This window comes from Inquilinus sp. KBS0705 (assembly GCA_005938025.2).
Taxonomy (GTDB): Bacteria; Bacteroidota; Bacteroidia; order Sphingobacteriales; family Sphingobacteriaceae; genus Mucilaginibacter.
In genome coordinates this window covers 1,297,633-1,323,960 of the sequence record VCCI02000001.1, presented here as the reverse complement: position 1 = coordinate 1,323,960, position 26,328 = coordinate 1,297,633, and the positions used below count along the sequence as shown (strand labels likewise).

Genomic DNA, 26,328 nt, shown 5'->3' with positions numbered 1-26,328 from the left:
TAGACCATAGTCGATGGTGATTTATAAATACTATGGACTATCGACAATGGTCTATGGACAAACAATAAAGGGCATGTTTAAAAATTATCTTAAAATAGCGCTGCGCAACCTGCAAAAGCAAAAGCTTTATAGTGCCATCAATATTACAGGGCTGGCAGTTGGCCTGGCGGTTTGTATAATGATAATGTTGTACGTTACCCACGAGATGACGTACGACCGGTTCCATGCCAATGCTAAGCGTATGTATAAACTACAGGCCAGCATAAAAATGGGCGGCAAGACCATGAATATGGATTACATGAGCCTTGCTGCAGGGCCCTTAGTTAAAGAGGCACAGCCTGCCGTGCAGGATTATATGCGCACGCTTAGCTATTTTAAACCGGTAAGTGTAAATAACCCGCTAAGCCCTAATGCTAAGTTTATAGAAAAGAATTTATTATTTGCCGACCCGGGCTTTTTCAACTTTTTCTCGTTTAAACTGCTCTCTGGCGATAGGCAAACCGCGCTGGCAAGTCCTTTTTCGGTTGTTATATCCCAGGATATGGCCAAAAAGTACTTTGGCGACAGCGACCCTATAGGTAAAACTATTACCCTACGTACCGATAGCGCCTATAACTACCAGGTAACCGGGGTGGCCGAAAATAACCCTTCAAATTCATCTATCGAGTATAGTTTTATAGCATCGGTAAGCAGTTTAATGGCTACTAAAGAGGCCAAATTATACACAGGCCAGCAGGAACTTGGCCCGGGTTCGTTCAGCTTGTACCTGTTAACAAAAAACAATGCAGATACCGCAAGGTTAGTTCACGGCTTGCAGGCTATGGTCAGCAAAAAAGAAAAAGCCGAACATGGTTACGAGACCCACTTCAAATTATCGTCTATAACCGACTTACATCTGCACAACAACTTTGGCGATTCCTCTAACATTAAATACCTAAAAATATTCCCGTTGGTTGCCGTGCTGATATTATTGCTGGCGCTGGTTAACTACATGAGTTTAACAACCGCAAGGGCTACACTACGCGCTAAAGAGGTAGGGGTGCGTAAAGTATCGGGTGCCAGCCGTAAAAGCATCGCTGCACAGTTTTATGTCGAGTCGGGCTTGTACAGTTGCCTGGCGTTTGTTTTGGGTTACTTGCTTTGCTATATGTTTAAGCCCTGGTTTTTAAACCTGCTCGATCTTAAGATAGATAATTCGTTTTTATACAGTCCGCTGGTATTAACCTTATTATTTGCTTTACTGTTATTAACAGCCTTAATTGCAGGTATTTATCCATCGGTTATATTGTCGTCGTTTAAACTGGTAATCACGCTAAAGGGTAAAATGAGCAGGCAAACAGGCGGTACTGCCGTACGCAGGGTGTTTACCACCTTGCAATTTGCCATTGCGGTAGGGCTTATCATCTGCGGTATTGTAATTGACCGCCAGTTATACTATATGCGCCATGTAGATACCGGCATGAACCGAGAGAACGTAGTGATGATACCTATTGGTAAAAGCTTTGGCAACAACTATACCGCCTTTAATAAGGATGTTAACGCGCTGGCAGGGGTAACTGATGTGGCTACATCGCACTATGCCATGTTTGGCGGCTACGACATGTATTTTATGGAGGGCAAAACCAAAGATCAAAGTATAGCGCTTTCCGCCTTGTCGGTAGACAGGCACTATCTTACAACCCTCGGCCTTAAATGGAAATATGCACCCTTGCCTAATGCAGATATTGCAGGCGAAAGCAAAGTGGTTTTAAATGAGCAGGCCGTTAAAAAATTTGAACTAACAGGCAACCCGGTAGGCCAATACCTTAAAAACGGCGACCAGCGCATATTGGTAACGGGCGTTGTTAAGGATTTTAACTTTAGTGCGTTAAACAGCCCGATTGAACCCCTTGGTTTATTTGTTGCGGCTGATACTTTAAATGCCTGGAGCCGGGTAGGTGCCAATTTGTTTGCGCGCATAAAACCGCATACCAATTTGCCATCCCTTATCAGCAATATTCAAAGCCTTTATAAGAAATACGATAACGACACCCCATTCAGCTACACCTTTATGGATGATGCCTTTAATAAGCAATACAAGGCCGAGGACAGGCTCGCGTCTATCTTTAGCACATTTACCTACATCACTATTTTACTGGCCACACTGGGCTTGTTTGGCCTTGCAGCGTTCACTATAGAACAACGCACCAAAGAGATTGGCATACGCAAGGTTTTGGGTGCAAGCCTGTCGGCCATTACTACTTTGGTATCAAAAGATTTTTTAAGGCTGGTGGTATTATCGGTTGTCATAGCGTCGCCGGTTGCCTGGTGGGCCATGCATAACTGGTTGCAAAATTTTGCTTACCGTATTACCATATCGTGGTGGGTATTTGCTGCAGCCGCCTTTATAGCACTGCTTACTACTGTATTAACGGTTAGCTATCATGCTATAAAAGCTGCCATTGCTAACCCGATAAATAGTTTGCGAAACGAATAAGCCTCACTTAGGAGGGGCCGATTAAACACTATTAAAACCAATTGTCATGATAAAAAATTATTTTAAGATCGCATGGAGGAACCTTATACGCAATAAGGGCTTCTCTATCACCAATATACTTGGCCTTACCATAGGTATCACCTGTAGTATATACATCTTTTTATGGGTAAAGGACGAAGTGTCGTTTGATAAGTTCCACGCCAACCACCAAAACATTTACCAGGTGATGGCCACAAGGGACTTTAAGAACAACATATTTACCGACCCTAACATGGCTTTCCCTTATGCTAAAGCGTTAGAGGGTGGCAACCCGCAGGTAATACGCACGGTAGTTACTTCACATCAGGAATCGCACCTGGTTGAGGTTGGCAACACCAAGCTTAAAAAAGACCTGTACCAGGTAAGCGACCAGTTTTTTAAAATGTTTAGCTGGAAATTTGTAAAGGGCAACGCGGCTACTGCTTTAGCAGACCCTAAATCAATTGTAATTACCCAATCGGCTGCAAAATCATTTTTTGGCGATAACGACCCGATAAACAAAGTAGTTAAAATTGATAACCAGGAAAATTATAAAATAAGCGCCGTAGTTGCCGATCCTCCCGGCAACTCTACTTTTAAGTTTGATTTTGTTGCACCGTTTGATTACTCGTCTGCATATTTAGTTGGCCGAATGAAAGAGTGGTACAATTCATCACACACGGTGTTTATACAAACCACACCCGATGCCAATATGAAGGCCGTAGACAGGTATGTAGATAAAGTTAAGCATGACCACGCGCCAAACGATAAAATAAGCACCTACTTTACCTTCCCGATGGATAAATGGCATTTATACGCCGAGTTTAAGGATGGTAAAAACATAGGCGGGATGATAGAATATGTAAAGCAATTTAGCGTCATCGCCATCATCATATTATTAATAGCCTGTGTAAACTTTATGAACCTGAGCACCGCCCGCAGCGAAAAACGCGCAAAGGAAGTGGGCATACGCAAAACATTAGGTTCGGATAAAAGGCAACTTATCACACAATTCTTCTTCGAATCTATAATATTGGCACTTATTGCCTTTATACTTTCGGTAGCGACTGTTTATTTGCTGATGCCTTTGTTTAACTCATTAGTTAACAAAAACCTGCACCTGGATACATTCGAGCCCTTTTTCATCCTGATGTCTGTTGGTATTGTAATATTTACCGGCATTGTTGCGGGTAGTTATCCTGCTTTATACCTGTCATCGTTTAACCCGGTTAAAGTGCTTAAGGGCACGTTTGCCGCGGGTAAAAAAGCGGTATGGCCAAGGCGCGTATTAGTTACCGGCCAGTTTGTAATGTCGATATTGCTGATATCGGCAACCATTATTGTTTACCAGCAAATACAGCACATTAAGGATCGTAAAATAGGGTATAACCCCAATAACCTGATAATGGTACCATCATCAGAAGATATTGACAAAAATTACTCGGCCATTAAACAGGAGCTGTTGGGTACAGGCATAATAAGCAGTACCACGCGCACTTCATCGCCTATCACCGAAATATGGTGGAAATCGCCTTCGCCTGATTATGCGGGTAAGCCTGCTGATGCGAGCATTATTTTTTCGGGCATGAATGCCGATGTGGACTTTACCAAAACAATGGGTGTTAAAATATTACAGGGGCGCGATTTTAATAATACCCCCGGCGATTCGTCGGCCATGCTGCTTAACAAGGCTGCTGTAGATGCCATGCACCTTAAAAACCCTATTGGTATGGAAATGCGTTACGGCAAAAAATACACTGTGATAGGGGTAATAGATAATATTGTAATGGATTCGCCATTTACGCCGGTTGACCCGCTGATGGTATACTATAACCCAAATGGATCGGCCATGGTTAGCGTACGCCTAAAAGATGGTGTGGCTCCACAAAAAGCTATAGCATCGTTAGAGGGCATCTTTAAAAAGTATAACCCAAAAAACCTGTTCGAATACCAGTTTGTAGACCAGGAGTTTGGTAAAAAGTTTGCCACTGAAGAACTGATCAGCCATATCACCAATATATTCTCGGGCCTGGCCATATTTATATGCTGTATCGGTTTAGCCGGCCTGGCATCCTTTACTATCGAAAAGCGTTTCCGCGAAATTGGCGTGCGCAAGGTAATGGGCGCGTCGGTACAACAACTGCTGATGCTGATATCAACCGAGTTTTTAATAATGGTGTTAGTAGCTTTTGTAATTGCCGTACCACTCACATGGTGGCTTATGCACAATTGGCTGCAAAAATATACCTACCACATCAGCATAAGCATTTGGATGTTTACCATTGTAGGTGTGTTGATATTACTGCTGACGCTGGTGGTGGTTAGTTTGAATACTTTAAAAGCCGCGCTCGCAAACCCGGTAAAAAGTTTGCGAAGCGAGTAAAAACGCTTTTTTTATGTGCCGTAATTTTTTTATTAGGTAAGCTACAGTGACAAATAAAACGCAAAATCTTTCCGCATGATTAAGAATTATTTAAAAATCGCCCTGCGTAATATGCAAATCCACAAGGCTACCAGCATTATTAATATTGCCGGCCTTTCGGTTGGAATGGCAGCAGCTGTACTCATATTTATTTGGGTGCAAAACGAGTTCAATTTTGATAAGGACGAGAAAGATAGTGCCAGTATTTACCGTATAAAGAGCTACCTGGCCATTGATAAAACAAGTACCTGGGTATGGGAGTCATCGCCCTACAGGTTAGGCGAGGAAGGTAAGAAACAAATACCCGAAATAGAGGATATAACGCGCATATTACCAATGACTTATGCGCCCATGTATTTTAACATTAAAGGCGATTTTTTTCCCGAAAAGAAGTGCGCTTATGTAGATGCGGGGTGGTTTAAAGTATTTAAAAATGAGGTGGTTAGCGGTAATGTTACAGCGTTTAATCAAAACCCGTTCAGCATTATATTTACAGAAAGCAAGGCCAAAAAGTACTTTAAAAACCAGGATGCCGTAGGTAAATTCATCAAAATAGACTCGATAAACTACCAGGTACAAGCCGTGATCAAAGACAGGCCGGCCAACTCCAGCTTTGTGTTTGATGTGCTGATACCCATAGCTGCCCGCCAAAGCAGAGCCAACGAAAAACGTAACGACATGAGCTGGGGCAACTTTAGTTACCTTACATTTTTAAAGTTGCGCGATGGTGCTGATAGTAAGAAGGTTGCGGCTAAATTGAAGGATATCATGCGTAAAAACCGCGATCAGGATAACCTTAAGATCGGCCTTATGCCCTTAACCGGTATACACTTCGAAAATGACCTTCAAAATTCATCTATTACGCATGGCGATAAAAAAGTGACCTATATATTTGTAGTGTTGGGCATTTTATTGCTGTTGATAGCTTGTATAAATTATGTTAACTTAACTACGGCACGTGCCAGTTTACGGGCTAAAGAGGTAAGTATCAAAAAGATAGTAGGTGCAGGCAGAAGCCAGTTGTTTATGCAATTTATAGCCGAATCGGGCCTGGTAAGTTTGCTATCGCTGGTACTTACGGTAATCATAATATCCATCTGCATGCCTGTATTTAACGAATTTACCGAACGTAATTTCAGCCTGTCGCTAAGCTCGGTATACTTGTGGATGATACTGTTAGGTACATTATTTACTGCAGTTATATTAAACAGCATCTACCCGGCGCTGCTATTATCATCCTTTAAACCTATAAATTCTTTTAGGGGGGCAAGCGTATTGCGCATGAAAGACAGCTCGTTACGTAAAGGCCTGGTGGTAATTCAGTTCACGTTTTCTATATTCCTCATCATTGGCGTAATTACCATTTACAGGCAAATGAATTTCATACGATCGCAAAATCCGGGTTATAACCGGGCGCAGGTAATGTCATTCTCGATGCCTTTTAAAGCCTTTTATAAGTATAACGACCAGCAAAGGAGCGCATTAAGTAAAAGTATTAAACAATCTTTGTTACAGGAGTCGGGCATAAACAATGTTTCTGTTATTGGTACGCACTCTATACAAGATAATAGTAGCTTTTCATCGGGTGGTGCCGACTGGGATGGCAAGGCTAAAGGATTTGACCCTGCTATATCTTATTTTAATGTAGACCCCGATTATAACAAAATTGTAAAGCTAAAGATGGTGGCAGGCAGGTGGTTTACGCCCGGCAGCCAGGCCGATGCACATAATGCCATATTAAACGAAACCGCTGTTTTGGAGTTAGGCTTGCATAAACCCTACGTTGGGCAACGTTTTATTTCGCAAGGCGATACCGGGCACGTGATAGGTGTGGTAAAAGACTTTAACTATCAATCATTTCATGCTAAAATAGGGCCTGTTGTGTTAAAAAACCATGAAGATTATGTATCCACCTTCCTTATAGGTGTGGCAGCCGGTAAACAAGCGGAAACCTTAAGCAAGGCAGAAAAGATTTGGGCAAGCAATTTCCCCGGTGAGCCTTTTGAATATACGTTTCTTGATCAGGAGTTTGATAAACTATACCGCAACGATGCCAAAACATCAGGCCTGATGTCAGTTTTTGCTGTAATAGCGGTTATTATATCTTGCTTAGGTCTATTTGGTTTGGCAGCATTTACAGCAGAACAAAGGGGCAAAGAAATAGGCATCCGTAAAGTATTAGGCGCAACGGTGTCGGGCATAGTATCGCTACTATCAAAAGATTTTGTGGTATTGGTGCTGGTAGCCCTTATTATAGCTTCGCCATTGGCCTGGTGGCTAATGAATAAATGGCTGGAAAACTTTGTATACCGCATCAATATATCCTGGTGGATGTTTATTCTGGCGGGTATAATAGCAGTGCTTATAGCCTTTATAACCGTAAGTTTCCAGGCAATTAGAGCTGCTGTTGCTAACCCGGTAAAAAGCTTGAGGTCCGAGTAGTTTTTATCGCTATAGTCTGTAGTCTTAAGTATTATTTAACTTTAGGCTACAGACTTTCGACTTTATACTTAAACCACTGTATCATAACCGAACATGCACTGTTACGCTTGCGTACGTATAATAAAATAGTTTATAATACTAAGTAGCTGATAATAAGTTATTTATTAAATTGGCACTGGATTTAAGTGTTAGTTATAAACAACATTGTTATGATAAAGAACTATTTTAAAATAGCCTGGCGAAACCTGCAAAAGCACAAGGCGTTTTCTTTTATCAATATATTTGGCCTTGCGGTAGGTATAGCAACTTTTTGGCTGATAACATTGTACGTTACCGACGAATGGAGTTTTGACCGTTTTAATACTAAAGCTGATAATATATTTAGAGTAGTACAACATGGCCAGTGGAACGGCGGTAAGTTTGATATTGCTGTTACCTCGCCACCATTTGCCCCAACGCTAAAAGCCGAGTTTCCGCAGGTGCAGGAAGCTGCACGTATTGATGCGGAAGGCGGCGGCAAAATAACCGTTGGTGAAAAGCAAATAAACGAAGGTGGTATGCTGATAACCGATAACAGCATATTTAATATATTTAGCTACCAGTTTTTATATGGCGACGCACAAAATGCCCTCACCAAGCCAAACACAATAGTTTTAACGGCTGATTTAGCCACAACCCTGTTTGGCAACGCAGAAACCGCTTATAATAAAACCATTACTATTGATAACACCCCAACCACGGTTACCGGTGTAATAGCTAATATACCGGTAAACTCGCACTTTAGTTTTAAAGCCTTAAGATCATTCCCTGCGGATTTTACAGCGAATGAAGCGAATTGGGGTAACTCAGGCATATACACCTACCTGCTTTTAAAAAACCACGACGATTATAAAACGATAGAGGCTGCATCAGACAGCTTTTTTAGTAAGCACCTTAAAGCAGGTATGGGTTCCATGAGTTTCAAGATGGAACTGCAGCCGCTTACCGATATCCACTTACGGTCTAACCTAAGCTATGAGTTAGGGTCTAATGGAAATATCACCTACATGTACGTATTTAGCATTACCGCCATTTTGATATTACTTATCGCGGTTATCAACTATGTAAACTTAACCACTGCCCGTTCATCTATCAGGGTAAAAGAAATAGGGGTACGTAAAGTGATCGGATCTGACAGGACGCAGCTAATGTTCATGTTTTTTGCCGAATCGGTGTTACTTACTTTTATTGCAACTGTGCTGGCAGCGGTTATCATTCAGTTTGCATTACCCTACTTTAATAACTTAGCAGGTAAAAACTTAATATTGCTACAGTTTGGCATGGCCAAAACTGTTACAATATTCATTGGCTTCTCGTTTTTCGCGGGCATTTTAAGCGGTGTTTATCCTGCATTATTTTTATCCGGATTTAAAACCATCCCTGCAATGAAGGGACAGTTGGGCAGCCAATTCTCCACTATATTGTTCAGGAAATCGCTGGTGGTATTTCAGTTTGTTATTACTATCGTGATGATAGCCGGGTCGTGTGTTATTTATCAGCAGCTTAGCTTTGTGATGAAAAAAGACTTGGGCTTTAACAAGGCACAAACGCTTACATTTCACTTAAGCCAGGGTGTACGCAGCAAAATAGATGGATTAAAACAACAATTACTGCAAAACCCGAATATAGAAGCAGTAGGTATAGCAGGTAACCCCATAGGCAACAATAATATAGGAGGCGGGGATTTTAATCTTGGCCCCGATGGTAAAGCAACTTCCGAATCGAAGATCGTTCAAAACCTGCAGATAGACGCTGATTTTATACCCACTCTGCAAATAAAGATGGCAGCAGGGCGTAACTTCTTAGTCTCTAACATCAGTGATGTAAAGGATGCTATAATTGTTAACCAAACTTTGGTAAATGAATTGGGTTGGAAAAACCCGGTTGGCAGGGTAGTGCGCACAGGGGTAGACCAACAGGGCAAGGTTATACAACAAACCATAGTAGGTGTTGTGAAGGACTTTAACACCTACTCGTTACAGCATAAAATTGCACCAATGGTGCTAAGCATGCCTGGCCAGGACCGCGATAAAGATAACCTGTATGTGCGCGTAGGTAAAAATAATATACAAGCCTCACTTAACTTTATAAGTAAAGTTTACACCAATTTCGATAATGAAAACAAGGCCGAGTTCCATTTTCTTGATCAGAACTTTGCCGCACAATACCAAACCGAGCAACGCCAGGGTACCATACTGTTGATATTTACCATACTGGCTATTAGTATAGCTTGCTTAGGCTTGTTTGGCCTGGTAACCTTTACTGCCGAACAGCGCGTGAAAGAGATAGGTATTCGCAAAGTATTGGGTGCAAGTGTGGCAAGTATTGTAAGCCTTTTATCAACAGACTTAATGCGATTGGTTATAATAGCTACCATAATTGCATGCCCCATAGCCTGGTACGCTATGAATGTATGGCTGCAGGATTTTGAGTATAAAATAAACATTGCGTGGTGGGTATTTGTGTTGGCCGGCGGCGGTGCCGCTTTAATAGCTTTAATCACTGTAAGCTTTCAATCTATTAAAGCAGCATTAACTAACCCGGTTAAAAGCTTAAGAAGCGAATAAAACTACGATATAATAGGGGTACACAAATACTTGGGTGTACTTAGGTAAATAATTAAATATACATGCAACTAATTCTGCTAAAAGGCAGTCTTATAAAAAACACTAAACCCATTATGAAAAAGTATCTATTCTTATTATTGATCGCTTCGCAAAGCTATGCAGCTTTGGCACAGGAGCGCACACCTTATTTTACCAAATCATTAGCTAATGATGGTATAAAAAATGTATTTGTAAAAACCAGCGGCGGCAGTATTGCTGTTAGCGGTGCCGATGGCCAGCCGGCCCGAATAGAAGTTTATGTAACCGGCAACAACGGCAACAACGACCTAAGCAAAGACGAAATTAAGAAACGTTTAGAAGAAGACTATATTCTGGATATTGACGTGCACGACGGTGAACTGCATGCTACTGCAAAAAACAGGCGCAACGGTATCAACTGGAGAAGATCATTAAGTATCGGCTTTAAAGTTTACGTGAATAAGCAAACCGCAACCAATTTAAATACCAGCGGTGGCAGCATCAGCATAGATAATTTAAATGCCGACCAAAACTTTAGCACCAGCGGTGGCAGCTTAAACGTAAACCGTATTACCGGTGTAATTAAAGGATCGACCAGCGGCGGTAGTGTAAACGTTTCTTATTCTAAAAAGGATATTGAATTAACAACCAGCGGTGGCAGCGTTACAGCACGCAGCTGCGAAGGCAACATCAGGTTAACCACATCAGGCGGCTCGTTAAACCTTAGCGACCTTAAAGGTTATATCAACGCTACTACAAGTGGCGGCAGTATACATGGCAGCAACATCAGCGGCGAGCTAATAACAGGCACATCAGGTGGCAGTGTTGACCTTAACGGCATATCAGGTGCTTTAGATGCCTCAACCAGTGGTGGTAGCATGCATGTAGAAATGCTTGCCCTGGGCAAATATGTAAAATTAGACTCAAGCTCTGGCCATATCGATCTGCAATTACCATCAGATAAGGGCGTTGACCTTGACCTGCGCGGCGACCGTGTTGACCTGGCAACCTCAGGATCGTTTAACGGCACTAAAGAAAAAGATAAAGTGGTGGGTAAACTAAACGGTGGTGGTGTACCGGTTGAGGTACGCGGCGATAGCCGGGTTACAGTAAGCTCAAGGTAATATACATTATATGGGGTGGCAGTAGCCACCCTTTTTTACATTATAACTATTGCTATATGTTTAAGAATTACTTAAAAATTGCCTGGCGCAATATCACCAAGCACAAAGGATTTTCGATGATAAATGTAGGTGGTTTGGCTTTAGGAATGGCCAGTTGCCTGCTTTTGCTGCTTTATGTGAATTACCATTTACATTACGATAAGCAATTCGATAATATCGATAACATATACTTAGTTGAAAACAACCAGCCCGGCGATGGTAAAATTTACACCTTTGCTGCTACACCAAGGTTGGCCGCAGCTACCATTAAAACCGAAGTACCCGATGTGGTACAATCAGTGCGTGTTATTGATTATACCGCCGAAGGTTTACTAAGCTATAAGGACAATAGCTTTAAAAAAGCAGGCTTATTTGCCGATGAGGGTTTCTTCAATATATTCTCGTATCATTTTATAAAGGGCAGTGCTGCAAACGCCTTAAAGCTGCCTAATTCAATTGTAATTACCCAAAAGCTGGCTAAAACCCTATTTGGCAACGAGGACCCAATGAACAAAATAGTTAAGCGCAATAACCAACTGCCCTTAACTGTTACCGGTGTAATTGCTGACTTGCCTGCAAATGCTACATTTCAGTTTGAATTTGTTTTACCATGGGTAATGTTTGAAGATTCAAATGCATGGGCAAAAGATTCGGGATGGGGAAGTAACTTTGCGCGCACAGTTGTGCAGTTAAAAAGCTCGGCCGGCTTGGCAAAAGCCAATAAAATAATGAATACCATGGTAGGCAGGCATAATGATGGTAATAAAAATCAATTGTTTTTGTACCCTTTTGCTAAGCTGCACCTGTACTCTAACTTTGTTGATGGCAAGCCCGCAGGCGGTATGATAGACCAGATACACCTGTTTATTACATTGGCCATTTGTATACTCCTTATCGCCTGTGTTAACTTCATGAACTTGTCTACTGCCAGATCTGAGGAACGCGCAAAAGAAGTGGGCATACGTAAAGCGATAGGCTCCGGCAGGGCTTCACTTATCAGCCAGTTCATCATCGAATCGGTAATATTATCGCTGGTATCAACTATTATAGCTGTTATTATCGTGGTGGTATCCTTGCCTTACTTTAACGATCTGTTGGGCATTAAACTAATTTTACCACTTACCGAAACTTACGCATGGTTAAGTATATTGGGTATCGGTTTGTTTACAGGTATACTTGCAGGCAGTTATCCGGCATTTTATCTATCGGCGTTTGAGCCAATAAAGGTGTTAAAAGGCATGTTTAAAGGCGGGGGCGCTGCATTGCCATTACGTAAAATATTGGTGGTGGTGCAGTTTTCGTGCGCGATATTTTTAATTACCGCCACTATTTGCATTTACTATCAAATAAAATTTGTGCAGGATAAATCAATAGGCTTCGAAAAAAACAACCTGGTTGAGATACCCATAGAGGGCGACTTGCTAAAACAAAGCGCTGTATTGATCAATCAGCTTAAAACCTCGGGGGCAATTACCAATGCAACCATGTTATCGCAAAGTATTACGCAAAGCGGTAGTAACACATGGGGTATAAACTGGCCGGGTAAGCGCGACGATCAGCAAATACTGTTTGATATACTGCATGCAGGCAACGATTTTACTAAAACCGCAGGCGTAAGACTATTACAGGGCCGCGAATTTTCATCAGGTAACCCCGCTGATACTGCCGGCAAAACCGTGATGATAAACGAAACGGCAGCCAAAGTAATGAATGTGAAAAATGTTGTTGGCAGTATAATAAAATGGGGCGATAATAATCCCTTAACCGTTATCGGCGTTTATAAAGATTTTGTTTGGGGCTCGCCGTACGAAAAAACAAGGCCAATGATATCAGAATATACAGGTTCCGGTTCGGTGTTAGTTTTGCGCTTATCACAAGGCCGCAGCATTACCGCCAATGTAGATGCGGTAAACAAGGCCCTAAAAGGAGTGAACCCGTTTTACCCGCCAACAATAAATTTTGTTGATAAAGATTTTGGGCAAAAATTTCAAAATGAAAAGTTATTAGCCACACTGGCAAACTTGTTTGGTTGTTTAGCCATCATTATATCCTGCCTTGGTTTGTTTGGTTTAGCAGCCTACGCGGCCGAGCAGCGTGTTAAAGAAATTGGTGTGCGCAAGGTATTGGGCGCTACGGTATTAAATTTAACCACGTTACTATCAAAAGACTTTTTGAAACTGGTTATCATAGCCATTGTAATAGCCGTGCCTTTATCTATATGGGGCATGAACAATTGGCTGCAAAAATTTGAATACCATATTACCTTAAGCTGGTGGATGGTAACTGCAGCCAGCTTTATTACTATAGCAATTGCCCTGGCAACTGTTAGTTACCAGGCAGTTAAAGCATCATTAGCTAACCCTGTTAAAAGTTTGCGGTCGGAGTGATTTATACTAATAGATAAAATATGATAAGGAACTACTTAAAAATAGCATGGCGTAACATTGTTTCTAATAAGCTTTTTACATCGCTTAATATTGTTGGTCTTGCAATAGGCATGTGTGTTTGTATCACCTTGTTTGCAAGCATTTCGTACGAACTGAGTTTTGACAGGATGTACAAAAACTCAAAAAACATTTATAGAGTAAATACACAAACTACGGCCCAGTACAACTACAAAGTTTGGGCTGAGCTGCCAAATTCTGTTGGCCCTGCAATAGCGCAAAGCATACCCCAGGTTAAAAGTACAGTCCGGCTTATTAAGCATGATTTTGGGGCCAAAGTATCGCTTAAAACCGACGAAAAAAACTTTACTGAAAAGGGCTTATACCTGGCGGATTCAACCGTGTTTGGCTTTTTTGATGTGAGGTTTGTTGAGGGTAATGCACGCACAGCTTTTAGCCAGCCAAAATCAATTGTAATATCACAATCGGCCAAACAAAGGCTTTATGGTAACCAGCCTGCATTTGGAAAGGTCATCTATATCAATAATCGCGATACGCTGCACGTTTCGGGTGTTTACGCAGATTTGCCAGCCAACAGTACCATCGACTGTGATATGATCTATAACATTATGGATTCGTGGATGGGAAAAGATGTTTACTGGAGCAATTCCAGCTATGAAACTTATTGTTTGCTGAAGGACGGCGCAAATGTTGCACAAGTGCAGGCATTGGCTACAGCTTTAATTGATAAGAATGTAAAAAAAGAGGATAAGTTTTTTACTGATTTTATATTGCAGCCATTAGCTGATATCCATCTTTATTCGGCTGATATACGTGAAGGCTATTCGGGCAAAATTGGCAGCATTGGCACAGTAAAAACATTAGCGATCTTATCGCTACTGGTTTTAATAATAGCCTGTATTAATTATATGAATTTGGCTACCGCCCGTTCGCAAAAGCGGGCCAAGGGTGTAGGCGTTAATAAGGTTTTAGGCGCAAACAGCAGGCATTTGCTGGCACTATTTTATACCGAAACCGCCTTACTATCGCTTATTGCAATTGTTATTGGCTATATACTTGCTTTAGCTTTAAGGCCAATGTTCCAAAACATTACAGGTTTCGATTTGAGCACATCGGCGTTTTTAGCACCACCAATTTTGTTGGGCTTGCTGGCAACCTGGATATTTGTAACATTAATAGCCGGTAGCTACCCTGCATTTTCGCTATCAAGTATTTCGCCGCTGGTGTTAATGAACAAACTGAAATTAAAACATTCGTTTGCCGATTTCGTCCGCCGGTCGCTGGTTGTATTTCAGTTCGCATCATCTATTGTGCTAATTATCTCGGTTGTTGTAATACTACAGCAAATGAAATATATCCGCAACCGCGACCTCGGTTATAACCCTAATGGAGTAATAGCGCTTAATATTAAGTCGGCCCAGGATAAACAACAAGTCGCATCATTTATGAATGATCTGCGTGGGGTAACTGGTGTCGAAAGCTTTTCGGCTGTTCAGTCTATTCCGGGTGATGTAGAGAGTGGCAGAAGCGTAAGGAAATTTGCTACCGATAAAGAAGGCATGCCGGTAAAAACATGCCATACCGATGGCTCAATTGTTAAAACTATGCGCCTAAAGTTACTCGCCGGCGCTTCACTCCCTCAAAAAATTGCCGAGGGTGATACCATATGTTACGTGTTACTAAATGAGTCCATTGTAAAATATCTTGGCTTCAAATCACCCCAGGACGCTATTGGCAAATACGTAAACACCGAGATGGCTAATAAATCGATAGTTAGCGGTGTGGTTAAAAACTTCAATTACCAATCGGTAAAAAGCGAGATAGGGGGCTATGTGTATTATGAAATGAATAATGCCCCCGAATCATTAAGAACACTACTTATCCGCTACAACTCCAAAAACCTGCCGGGTTTTATGCAGCTATTACAGAGCACCTTTAATAGTAACATGCCCAGTTCAAGCTTTGACTACGAATTTCTGGATAGTCATATCCAAAATTTGTACACTTCAGAACAGCGTTCAGCTAAAACCGCAACAGTGTTTTCAATATTGGCCATATTTGTTGCATGCCTGGGGTTATTTGGATTAGCTGCTTTTATTGCGGAGCAACGAACAAAAGAAATTGGAATCCGTAAAGTGCTTGGTGCAAGCGTATCGGGTATAACCAGTTTATTAACCGGCGACTTTTTAAAGCTGGTTATAATTTCCATAATAGTTGCTTCGCCGGTAGCCTGGTATCTTATGGATAAATGGTTGATGGCATTTAGTTACCGTATTAATATAAATGCATGGCCTTTTGTATTGGCCAGTATAACAGCTATTGGTTTTGCCCTGCTTACCATTAGTTCGCATGCTATAAAGGCTGCATTGGCTAACCCGGTAAAAAGTTTGCGGTCAGAATAGTATTGAATCTAAAGCCAGAAGCCTATGGTCTTAGGTGTTGAACAACAACTACTTAGATCATAAGCTTTGTATTTGTACTGTATCGTAACCGAACACCCACTGTTACGCATACGAACACACGAACAATTTCGTACTTAATGCATCTTATTGATAATCAACTAATTGAATGTTTGGTATCAAATTTACATACTTGTTATTACTATGATTAAAAATTACCTAACCATCGCATGGAGAAGCCTTACCAAAAACAAGGTATTCTCGTTTATAAACATATTTGGTTTAGCTATTGGTATTACTTGCTGTATGCTTATCAGTGCTTACATATACCAGGAAGTTAACTACGATACTTACGCTGTAAAAGCAAAAAACATATTCAGGGTTGGCCTGCATTTAACCGAAGGTACAGGTGTTACCGATTTTGCCTTAGTAGATGAAGCAGTAGGCCAGGGTATAAAAGATAATATTGCGGGCATAGAAGCATCAACCCGTATTAGTGCTCGTGGAGCGTTGTATGTAAAATTTGGCGACAAAAGTTTCAAAGAAGAGCATTTTGCAGCGGCTGATTCTAACTTTCTGTCGGTATTTTCTTTACCACTCTTACAGGGCGAAGACCGCAGGGCGTTAGTTGAACCGAATAGTGTGGTGATCACCAAAAAATTAGCGCAAAAATATTTTGGTAACACACCCGCCCTGGGCAAGTTGATGGACATACAAGGTGCAAACCCTTTAAAAGTTACCGGTGTGATAGATGAGGTGCCAGATAACTCGCACTTTCATTTTGACGCGTTTATCAGCAAAAGCACTTATCCGGCTAAGCGCGAAACCTGGAGTAATATTAGCTCATATACTTACCTGGTTTTAAAAGATCCAGCTGATGCTAAAAAAATAGAAGCACAATTCCCCCAGTTAGTGCTTAAATATGCCGCGCCCGAAATTCAGAATGACATGGGTGTTTCTTTGGCCGAGGCTCAAAAATCGGTGAATACTTTCCGCTTCTTCTTAATGCCGCTTACTGATATTCACCTGCATTCGGCTACTAAGTTTGAGATGGAAGCCAACGGCGATTTGAGTTACGTGTACATATTTAGCGCACTTGCCGTGTTTATTTTATTATTGGCTTGTATCAATTTTATGAATTTATCAACCGCGAGTTCGGTGAAACGGGCCAAAGAGGTGGGTATACGCAAGGTTATGGGCTCGTTAAAAAGCTCGTTAATATCCCAATTCCTTACCGAGTCGGTTGTGATCACCACATTTGCAATGGCAATAGCGTTGGTATTGGTTTATATCACCTTACCCTATTTTAACAGTGTGGCCGATAAACAGTTCACCATTAACCTGTTTTTAAGCCCCAAAGCCATTATAACCGAATTAATATTAGTGTTGGTGGTGGGTATTGTAGCGGGGATATATCCTGCATTCTTCCTGTCGTCATTTAAGGTTTTAAATGTGTTAAAGGGTAATGCGTCTGCAGGCCCTGCAAACCGCAACTTTTTGCGCAGTGGGTTGGTAGTTTTCCAATTCTTTATTTCTACATCGCTTATTATAGCAACCATGGTGGTATACCGCCAGCTAAACTACATGCAAAACATAAAGCTGGGTTATGATAAAGAGCAGGTTTTGGTTATAAACGATGCATACTCCTTAGGTAATAATATCGATGCCTTTAAGCAACAATTATTACGCGACACAAGGGTTAGTAATGCTACGGTAACCGGCAGTGTACCTGGTAGCCGCAGTATGGATGGCACCCAGATATATGCTAAAGAATTTAACGACAAGCAGGAACATAAAGAGATACATACCAACATTTACCACGTAGAGGATAGTTACATACCTACACTGGGCATAAAAATGGCTGTAGGCCGCAATTTCTCGTCATCCTCACCAGCAGATTCTTCGGCTGTAGTGGTGAACGAAGAACTGGTACGCGAATTAGGCTGGAGCAATACCGACCCGATTGGAAAAACCATTGTACGATCGGGCCAGCGCGAGTTTAGGGTGGTAGGCGTAGTACAAGATTTTCATTACAAATCGGCTAAAGAGAAAATAGCACCATTAATGTTATTACCCGGCCGCAGCAATATGCTAATGGCCGTTAAGGTAAAATCGGCCGATATGCAGGGCTTTTTAAATGATGTTAAGCAACAGTGGGGGGCATATCGTGCTACCGCGCCGTTCAGCTATTCTTTTTTAGATGAACAGTACGCAGCCTTATATACATCAGAGCAGCGTACGGGAAAAATTTTCACCTCGTTTGCTATTATAGCGGTAATTATAGCCAGCCTTGGTTTGTTTGGTTTGGCAGCATACAGCATAAGGCAGCGTGTTAAAGAAATTGGCATCCGCAAGGTTTTGGGCGCGTCATCGGGCACCATAACAGGTATGCTCTCTGCCGAGTTTTTAAAGCTGGTAGCAATAGCCATTGTAGTAGCTATACCGCTTACCTGGTATGCCATGTACAAGTGGCTGCAAGACTTTGCCTACCGGGTAGATATATCGTGGTGGGTATTTGTATTGGCAGCCCTGGTAGCCTTATTTGTGGCCTTTATTACGGTTAGCTTTCAATCGGTTAGGGCAGCATTGGCAAACCCGGTAAAAAGTTTACGAAGCGAGTAACCTGAACCCCATACATGTAGTCAAAGGTATTGATAGTTTATCAATACCTTTTTTAATTACGTGTAAATAGCGTAGGGGTAAACGTATAGTTAGTTGTATTAACAATATAAACCATTATCACCATGTTTAAAAACTACTTTAAAACGGCACTGCGGGGCCTAAAAAAGAATATCGGCTTTACCCTTATCAATGTGTTTGGTTTGGCCTTGGGCCTGTGCGTATGCATGCTTATTGTTTTTTATGTTATTGATGAGGTGGGTTATGATACCTACAACGCAAAAATAGACCGTGTATACCGCGTAAATAACGACGTTAAATTTGGTGGTAATGCCAACTCTTATGCGGTTTCGCCGGCACCTTTGGCTCAATCGCTATTAAATGATTTCCCCGAGATAGAAACTGCCACAAGGTTTAGGGGCTGGGGCAGCTATAAAGTACGCAAGGGCGATCAGAACGTGCAGGAAGATAAAATGATATTTGCCGACCCGCAGTTATTTGATGTATTTACCCTGCAAATAATACAAGGCGACCCCAAAACAGCTTTAAAAGAGCCTAAAACAGTGGTGATAAACGAAACCACAGCCAAAAAGTATTTCAATTCGGTAAATGTTGTGGGTAAAACGCTTACCCTAAACGATACCCTTTTATACAAAGTAACCGCTGTTATTAAAGATATACCCAAGCAATCGCACTTTAATTACGATTTTTTCCTGTCGATGCCGTCGTTGGCCGAGAGTAGGGACATCAGTTGGCTAAGCAATAATTTTAATACTTACATCGTATTAAAACCCGGTGCCGATATTAAAAAGCTGGAAGCAAAAATGCCGGCTGTGGTCGAAAAATATGTTAGTCCGCAATTGCAAACCATGGTACACATGACCTATAAGCAACTTGTAGCGGGCGGCAATTACTTTAAGCTAAATTTTACACCTTTAAAAGATATCCACCTAAAATCAAACCGTGTTGCCGAATTAAGCGGAAACAGCAATATGCAGTACGTTTACATGTTTTCGGCGGTAGCGGTGTTTATCCTTATTATTGCCTGTGTTAATTTCATGAACCTGTCTACAGCGCGTTCATCAAACCGGGCCCGCGAAGTAGGTGTGCGTAAAGTATTAGGCTCGCCACGTAAATACCTTATCTTCCAGTTTCTATCCGAGTCAATTATTGTAACTACGGTTGCTACAATAATAGCCGTTTTAGGCGCATGGATTCTGTTGCCCTTCTTTAACGACACCTCAGGTAAAGAGCTGGCCTTTACGTTAAGTACATTTGTATGGTTAACACCTGCCTTACTGCTAACCATTGTTGTTATTGGTAGCCTGGCAGGCTCGTACCCCGCGTTTTTCCTTTCGTCTTTTCAACCTATTGATGTATTAAAAGGAAAGCTGTCGGCAGGGTTTAAGGGCGGTTGGCTGCGCAGTTCGTTAGTAGTTTTTCAATTTTTTATATCCATCATACTTATCATCGGTACCATGGTGATATATCACCAGCTTCAATATATTCAAAGTAAAGACCTTGGCTATAACCGCGACCACGTGCTGGTAATAAACAATGTTGATGCCCTGGGTAATAACGGCAAAGTATTACGCGAAGAACTAAAACGCCTGCCGGGTGTGTTAAATACCACCATGACCGGCTTTTTACCAACCGGCGGCTGGCGAAACAGCACTACCTTTTTCCAAACACCAACACTTGATACCAAAACGGCGGTATTAACGCAGCTATGGGAAGTTGATGAAGATTATTTAAATACAATGGGTATGAAAATAATTGCCGGACGTAGCTTTTCAAAAGAAATGAAAACCGACTCGTCGGCACTTGTTGTAAACCAGGCCGCGGCCAAAATGCTGGGCTTTAAAGATCCGCTAAATAAAGAAGTATATTACCCTACCGATAACATGGCTAAAAACGTTAAGCGCATGCAAATAGTAGGGGTGATAAAGGATTTTAACTTTAACTCGCTGCGCGAAAACATAACCCCTGTGATATTTATTTTAAGCCATTACAATGGCGGTAATATAGCAGTGCGTTTAAATTCGGCTAACATACCGGCTTTGCTTGCGCAAGTAAAAGATAAGTGGCGTAGTATATCGCCTAACCAGCAGTTAAACTACTCTTTTATGGATCAGGATTTTGATGCCACCTACCGCACCGAACAGCGTATAGGAAAGATATTTGTATCATTCACCACAATGGCCATCCTGATAGCTTGTTTAGGCTTATTTGGCCTTGCTGCGTACGCTGCCGAGCAGCGCACCAAAGAAATTGGTATACGTAAAGTATTAGGCGCAAACATATCGGTGATCGTAGCTATGCTATCTAAAGATTTTTTAAGGCTTGTGTTCATATCTATTGTATTGGCTACACCGCTGGCCTGGTACTTTGGGCATTTGTGGCTGCAAGGCTTTGCTTACCGCGATGGTATAAAATGGTGGATACTGGCTTCAGCAGGGGTTATGGCTATCATCATCGCTTTTGTAACCATCAGTTTTCAATCTATAAAAGCAGCGCTTACCAATCCGGTTAAAAGCTTGAAATCGGAATGATAAGAGGTTTGAGATTAGGGATTAGGAAAAGGTGATTGGTATCCAGTCACCTTTTTTGATTTTAATAAAATTGTTTACACAAATCTCTAATCTCCAACCTCTAACCACTAAGGTGTATCATTACCGAACAATCACTGTTACACATGCGTACACAATTGTTTATGTTAATTCTTTTAATTAATTGCAATTCAGCAAGTTAAATAATTGGTATTGGTTTTAGGTTATATGGCATTATGATAATGAATTACTTTAAAATTGCATGGCGTAATTTGTTTAAAAACAAATTGTACAGCCTCATAAACATAGGTGGTTTGGGCGTTGGCATGGCCGTAAGCTTTATGCTGCTTTTGTATGTGTATAACGAGCTTACTTACGACAGTTTTTATAAAAACAACGATAGAATTTACCAGGTTTTGCGCAGCCAACCGGCTAATGGCGAAATTCAGACAGGTAACAGCATATCGGTACCGGTAGCTGCTGCCATGAAAAAGGATTTCCCCGAGATTGAGCAGGTAAGCCGGGCTACCTGGTTAAACAGCCGCCTTTTTAAATATAACGATAAAGCTTTAAACCTGTCCGCATTTTCGGCAGATCCATCTATATTTGACATTTTTAGTTTTGAATTTGTAAAGGGCAATAAACAAACGGCCTTTACCGATGTATCATCAATAGTATTATCCGAAAGTGGTGCAATGGCATTGTTTGGTAACGATGACCCGATTGGTAAAATTGTAAAAATAGACAATACCCGCAGCGCAAAGGTTACCGCTGTTATAAAAAACCAACCCGAAAACGCTACCCTTAAGTTTCAGGCATTAAGCTCGTGGGATATGCTGGAGGCCGACCAGCCATGGGTTAAAGACCAAAATTGGGGTAATTTCTCTTTCACCACTTATGCAATGGTTAAGCCCGGTGTAAACGTAGCGGCCTTAAACAAAAAATTGGCGGGTTTGGTAGGTAAGTATAACCCTGCTAATAAAGAAAATAAACTGTCTTTATACCAATACTCGCGTCAGCATTTATATTTCGATTTTAAAAATGGCATGCCTACCGGCAGCGGCGCTATACAATACGTACGCCTGTTTATGTTTTTAGCTATTGGCATACTGCTTATTGCCTGTATCAATTTCATGAACCTTTCTACCGCCCGTTCAGAAAATCGATCGCGCGAGGTTGGTGTGCGTAAGGTAGTGGGGGCAAGCCGCTTTTCTATCATACAACAGTTTATGGGCGAATCGTTGTTAATGTCGGCTATATCGTTTGTATTGGCCCTTATATTAACCAGTTGGTTATTGCCCTATTTTAACATTATCATAAATAAACAATTAACCATACCCTATAACTCGGTTTACTTTTGGTTGGCAGGGTTAGGTATAACTATGGTAACGGGCATTGTTGCCGGCAGTTACCCTGCATTGTTCCTGTCGTCGTTTAAGCCTGTTAAAGTATTAAAGGGTATAAACAAAGCCGGTAACGCCACCTTAAGGCCAAGGCAGGCTTTAGTTGTTATACAATTTTCGTTTGCAACATGCCTTATCCTATCAACCATTTTAATATATAAGCAGCTTATATATATCAAAAACCTGCCTGCTGGATACGATAAAAACAGCCTGGTTGAGCTGCCGCTTGATGGCCGTATATATAACGAGTTTGAAAGTTTCCGTAGGGATGCTATAAACACGGGTGCTGTTACCGATGGCGCAAGCACTTCAAACAGCATTACCGGCAGCGGTGGTGCATCGTGGGGTATCAACTGGCCGGGGCAATTACCGGGCGAGGATAAACTACCTATTTCGCAAATGGTGGCCACCTATCATTACATCAGCACGTTTAACCTTAAAATGGCCGAGGGGCGCGATTTTGATATTAGCCGCCCGTCAGATTCAACCGCTATTATGCTAAACCAGGCCGCTGTAAAACTAATGCGCCTGAAAGAACCCCTTGGCGCAAAAATAAAATGGCAGGGTGCCGATCGTACCGTAGTGGGTGTAATTAAAGATTTTATATATGATTCGCCATCTAAACCTATCGAGCCCTTAATAGTGGGTTACATGAAGGGATGGGCGGGTACTATAACCGTTAAGTTAAATAACAAATTATCGGTATCTGATGCATTGGCTAAACTAAATGCGGTTTATAAAAAGTACAACCCCGATTACCCCTTCGATTATAAGTTTGTAGATGAGCAGTACAATAAAAAGTTCCAAACCGAACAGTTATTGGGTACACTGGCAAAATCGTTCACTATACTGGCTATAGTAATATCATGCCTGGGCCTGTTCGCGCTGGCATCATTCTCGGCCGAGCAGCGCCGCAAAGAAATAGGCATCCGCAAGGTACTAGGGGCTACCATAACCAACCTTTGGATGAACCTTTCAAAAGAGTTTGTGGTATTGGTAATAATAGCTTTTGTAATTGGGGCGTCGTTCAGCTGGTATTTCATGAACCAATGGTTCTTTAGTAAATATGTGTACAAAACTGATATTAGCCCCTGGGTATTTTTGGCAACTATAGTAATAAGCTTGCTGGTTACTTTAGCTACGGTAAGCTGGCAGGCCATTAAAGCAGCTTTAACTAACCCTGTAAAAAATCTGAGGAGCGAATAAAATATAAGCTTATAGACGATAGTCCATAGCCCATAGTAAGCACTACTACGGTCTATGGATTTTGTGATGATATACTGTTAACTAAGCACTATAGACTACTAAACAAACACTTAAAAGATGATAAAAAACTACTTTAAAATTGCGCTGCGCGGGTTTCGCAGGCATAAGCTGTTTACATTGATAAACATTGTGGGCCTGTCAATAGGTATCAGCGCCGCGGTGGTTATTTACCTTATCGTTCATTTCGATTTTACCTTCGATCAATCGCATAAAGATGCCAACCTGATTTACCGTGTTACCAGCGATTACTCGTTTGCCGGAGAAGTTAGCCACAATAGCGGTGTAACCATGGCATTAAACGCCGCTGCTAAAACCGAGGCCACCGGCATTGATGTTGTAGCACCATTTTATATTTATGGCGAAACCAATGTTATTATCCCAAATGGTTCGACGGGTGATAAAAAACTAAAAAAGCAGCCTGGTTTAATATTAGCCGACGAAAACTATTTTAAGATAATAGATTACAAATGGATAGTAGGTTCGGCAAAAACAGCTTTTAAAAACCCAAACCAGGTGGTAATTACCACTACAAAAGCTAAACTATACTTCCCTAAGCTAAGCTATGGCGATGTAATTGGCAAAGAGGTGGTGTACGACGACTCCGTAAGAACTACGGTAGCCGGGGTAATAGAACCTTTAAGTTATAATACCGATTTTATCTATCAAGATTTTATATCCTACATAACCGGTACCACCAGCAGCTATTTAAAAGATAATTTCCCTGTTACACAATGGGGTAATACCAATTCGGCAGGGCAATTGTTTATTAAATTGTCGCCGAGGGCATCAGCAGTGGGGGTAGAAAAACAATTGAATGCCTTATTAAAAAAACATAACCCGCCAACCCCCGAAGACAAGGGCAATTACCACGGCTTTCATGTTCAGCCATTAAGCGATATCCACTTCGACCAGGTGTACGGTGGTATGGATGGTGTGCGTACAGCCAATAAAACCACGCTTTACGGCTTATTGGTAATAGCCGCCTTTTTGCTGATACTGGGCTGTATCAATTTTATTAACCTTACTACCGCGCAGGCATCGCAAAGGGCTAAAGAGATAGGTATACGCAAAACCATGGGCAGCAAGCGCAGCCAATTGATATTACAGTTTTTAAGCGAAACATTTTTGATCACGTTGTTCGCGGTTATCATATCAACTGCTTTGGCGCCGGTGGTGCTTAAGTTGTTTGCAGATTTTATCCCCCCGGGTGTATCAGCCAATGTGTTTGGCCAGCCTAACCTTATTGTGTTTTTAATAGTCCTCACTTTTGTAGTAAGTATCCTGTCGGGCTTTTACCCGGCATTGGTGTTATCGGGCTATAAACCGGTTGCGGTGCTTAAAAACCAGGTGACCAATACCAGCAAAACCCGTAATGCCTGGCTGCGCAAATCGTTAACGGTTACACAGTTTGTTATAGCGCAGTTTTTTATAATGGCTACCATACTGGTGAGCAAGCAAATATATTACGCCCTACATAAAGACCTTGGCTTTAAAAAGGATGCCATTGTTAACATATCTACGCCTTACAAAAGCATAGGTACTGGCAAGCAGCAGGTGTTTATGGATGCTATTAAAGCTATCCCTCAAATACAAATGATAAGTGTAGGGGGCGCGCCACCATCGTCGGGTAATACCAATTCAACCACGGTTACCTATAAGGATGGAAAAAAGGAAATTAAAACAGATCTGCAGCAAAAATTCGCCGACGAGAACTACATTAAACTTTACCAGATAAAACTACTGGCTGGCCGTAACTTACGGGCATCTGATACAGTATCGGGCATAGTTATTAATAATAATTATGCTAAGGTATTAGGCTTTAGTAACCCTAACGACGCTATAGGTAAAATGCTTGATTATAACGATAAGAAAAGGGAGATAGTAGGTGTAACGGCCGATTTTTATCAAAGATCGTTACACGCGCCAATTAAGCCTTTGGCTATACTGTTACCTCATAACCGCACCTGGAACAACCGCACTTTCCATATCGCCCTTAAACCGCAAACCGCAGGTGGTACAGAATGGAAAACCGCTATTGCCGGGATTGAAAAAGCATGGAAAAAAATATATCCCGAAGATGATTTTGAGTATCATTTTTATGATGAGGACATTGCTAAGTTTTATACCGCCGAGCAAAACACCTCAAAACTGTTAACATGGGCTACAGGGCTGTCTATCTTTATTAGCTGCCTTGGTTTGTTAGGTTTAGCTATTTATACCACCAGCCAGCGCACTAAAGAGATTGGTGTACGTAAAGTACTGGGTGCATCGGTAGCACAAATTGTTACGCTGCTATCAACAGAACTGATATGGTTGATAGTACTGGCTTTTGTACTGGTAACACCAATAGCCTGGTATGCCATGCACAAATGGATGGAAAACTTTGCCGACCGTACCACCATTAGCTGGTGGGTATTTGCGGTAAGCGGGGCAGGGATGTTACTGGCAGCCTTGTTTACTTTGAGTTTTCAAACGGTTAAAGCGGCCGTTACCAACCCGGTAAAAAGTTTAAGAAGCGAATAGTTAGGTTGACAATTACAAC

At 41.6% G+C, this 26,328-nt stretch carries 11 protein-coding genes; all 11 read left to right on the top strand.

Features of this window, described 5'->3' with window-relative positions; genetic code table 11:
- Positions 1–13: 13 nt before the first annotated feature.
- The 11 genes from FFF34_005835 (at position 14) to FFF34_005785 (ending at position 26,309) form a co-directional block, all read left to right on the top strand.
- Positions 14–2,476 (top strand): FtsX-like permease family protein, encoded by a 2,463-nt coding sequence (locus tag FFF34_005835; GenBank protein TSD66919.1) that lies wholly within the window; start codon positions 14–16, stop codon positions 2,474–2,476.
- Positions 2,477–2,522: 46 nt separating this feature from the next.
- A complete protein-coding gene (locus FFF34_005830; protein TSD66918.1) occupies positions 2,523–4,877 on the top strand; it encodes an FtsX-like permease family protein in 2,355 nt (784 codons plus the stop codon).
- Between the two features lie 75 nt (positions 4,878–4,952).
- Positions 4,953–7,358, top strand: a complete 2,406-nt coding sequence (locus tag FFF34_005825; protein ID TSD66917.1) for an FtsX-like permease family protein — start codon at positions 4,953–4,955, stop codon at positions 7,356–7,358.
- Between the two features lie 209 nt (positions 7,359–7,567).
- Positions 7,568–9,964 (top strand): FtsX-like permease family protein, encoded by a 2,397-nt coding sequence (locus tag FFF34_005820; protein ID TSD66916.1) that lies wholly within the window; start codon positions 7,568–7,570, stop codon positions 9,962–9,964.
- Between the two features lie 113 nt (positions 9,965–10,077).
- Positions 10,078–11,106 carry a DUF4097 domain-containing protein gene (locus FFF34_005815; GenBank protein TSD66915.1) on the top strand — a complete coding sequence of 343 codons (1,029 nt, stop codon included), beginning with the start codon at positions 10,078–10,080 and terminating at the stop codon, positions 11,104–11,106.
- Positions 11,107–11,162: 56 nt separating this feature from the next.
- Positions 11,163–13,532, top strand: a complete 2,370-nt coding sequence (locus tag FFF34_005810; GenBank protein ID TSD66914.1) for an FtsX-like permease family protein — start codon at positions 11,163–11,165, stop codon at positions 13,530–13,532.
- Positions 13,533–13,552: 20 nt separating this feature from the next.
- Positions 13,553–15,952 carry an FtsX-like permease family protein gene (locus tag FFF34_005805; protein ID TSD66913.1) on the top strand — a complete coding sequence of 800 codons (2,400 nt, stop codon included), beginning with the start codon at positions 13,553–13,555 and terminating at the stop codon, positions 15,950–15,952.
- A gap of 201 nt (positions 15,953–16,153) precedes the next feature.
- Positions 16,154–18,571 (top strand): FtsX-like permease family protein, encoded by a 2,418-nt coding sequence (locus FFF34_005800; protein TSD66912.1) that lies wholly within the window; start codon positions 16,154–16,156, stop codon positions 18,569–18,571.
- 122 nt (positions 18,572–18,693) lie between these two features.
- A complete protein-coding gene (locus FFF34_005795) occupies positions 18,694–21,120 on the top strand; it encodes an FtsX-like permease family protein (GenBank protein TSD66911.1) in 2,427 nt (808 codons plus the stop codon).
- 233 nt (positions 21,121–21,353) lie between these two features.
- Positions 21,354–23,726, top strand: coding sequence for an FtsX-like permease family protein (locus FFF34_005790; GenBank protein TSD66910.1), 2,373 nt, complete (start codon positions 21,354–21,356; stop codon positions 23,724–23,726).
- Positions 23,727–23,843: 117 nt separating this feature from the next.
- Positions 23,844–26,309: an FtsX-like permease family protein gene (locus tag FFF34_005785; GenBank protein ID TSD66909.1), complete on the top strand. Its 2,466-nt coding sequence runs from the start codon at positions 23,844–23,846 to the stop codon at positions 26,307–26,309.
- The last annotated feature ends 19 nt before the right edge of the window (positions 26,310–26,328 follow it).

Coding starts and splice junctions, on each gene's coding strand:
- FFF34_005835 (TSD66919.1), top strand. CDS start 14: ATGGTGATTTATAAATACTATGGACTATCGACAATGGTCTATGGACAA.
- FFF34_005830 (TSD66918.1), top strand. CDS start 2,523: ATGATAAAAAATTATTTTAAGATCGCATGGAGGAACCTTATACGCAAT.
- FFF34_005825 (TSD66917.1), top strand. CDS start 4,953: ATGATTAAGAATTATTTAAAAATCGCCCTGCGTAATATGCAAATCCAC.
- FFF34_005820 (TSD66916.1), top strand. CDS start 7,568: ATGATAAAGAACTATTTTAAAATAGCCTGGCGAAACCTGCAAAAGCAC.
- FFF34_005815 (TSD66915.1), top strand. CDS start 10,078: ATGAAAAAGTATCTATTCTTATTATTGATCGCTTCGCAAAGCTATGCA.
- FFF34_005810 (TSD66914.1), top strand. CDS start 11,163: ATGTTTAAGAATTACTTAAAAATTGCCTGGCGCAATATCACCAAGCAC.
- FFF34_005805 (TSD66913.1), top strand. CDS start 13,553: ATGATAAGGAACTACTTAAAAATAGCATGGCGTAACATTGTTTCTAAT.
- FFF34_005800 (TSD66912.1), top strand. CDS start 16,154: ATGATTAAAAATTACCTAACCATCGCATGGAGAAGCCTTACCAAAAAC.
- FFF34_005795 (TSD66911.1), top strand. CDS start 18,694: ATGTTTAAAAACTACTTTAAAACGGCACTGCGGGGCCTAAAAAAGAAT.
- FFF34_005790 (TSD66910.1), top strand. CDS start 21,354: ATGATAATGAATTACTTTAAAATTGCATGGCGTAATTTGTTTAAAAAC.
- FFF34_005785 (TSD66909.1), top strand. CDS start 23,844: ATGATAAAAAACTACTTTAAAATTGCGCTGCGCGGGTTTCGCAGGCAT.